Source organism: Xenorhabdus miraniensis (assembly GCF_002632615.1).
On record NZ_NITZ01000105.1, the window covers coordinates 1 to 647 of the forward strand.

Below are 647 nucleotides of genomic sequence, written 5' to 3' on the forward strand. Positions count from 1 at the left end.
GAACGTTAAAAAATCATCACGGCGTAGCTGTTTATCAATGACTTCCCCGGTATATTCATCTACAAAATGAATTTGCATCAGATGTTTTGCAATATCGACACCAAAAGGAGTATATTTCATGAGTGGATCCTCCCGTCATCAGGGAGCAACAGGCTCCCACTTTTAGGCACTATAAGGCCGGAAATCGGAGAGGATCCACACCTCACTTCTCAATTCCAGCACAATGCCAAAGGCTAAGTGAATGGGATGCGTTCATTATATTCCTCATTTTATTTCATATGAGCCATTATCGTGATTTTAAAACGTTTTATAATGAACATGTAAAACAATACCCTACTGCCGATTTTCCCGGATTAGTCAGCTATACCCGCATGCTCACCCTGAAGAAAAGGGCACTTATTCCTTTATGTGCTTTTCTTTCGTCACGTAAGGCTACAACCCAGGGGATCGCTTTTATTGATTCCACAAAAATTGCCGTTTGTCATAACCTTCGCATTCCCCGCCATCGGGTATTTGAAGGAATGGCACAACGAGGAAAAACCAGTACGGGCTGATGTGATGGACGCCCCCTTTTTCAGTGGAAAATAGTGCCATCTTTTATCCGATGCACTGAATTTCGGGAGAACATCTCATGAGTACGATCAAAG

General features: G+C 42.7%; 2 pseudogenes. One reads left to right on the forward strand and one right to left on the reverse strand.

The features are described from left to right. A pseudogene (locus tag Xmir_RS22255) lies at positions 1-120 on the reverse strand (IS110 family transposase); the annotation flags it as partial. Between the two features lie 143 nt (positions 121-263). On the opposite strand from Xmir_RS22255, the pseudogene Xmir_RS22260 reads away from it, so the two are divergent. Continuing rightward, a pseudogene (locus tag Xmir_RS22260) lies at positions 264-551 on the forward strand (transposase); the annotation flags it as partial. Positions 552-647: the final 96 nt, after the last annotated feature.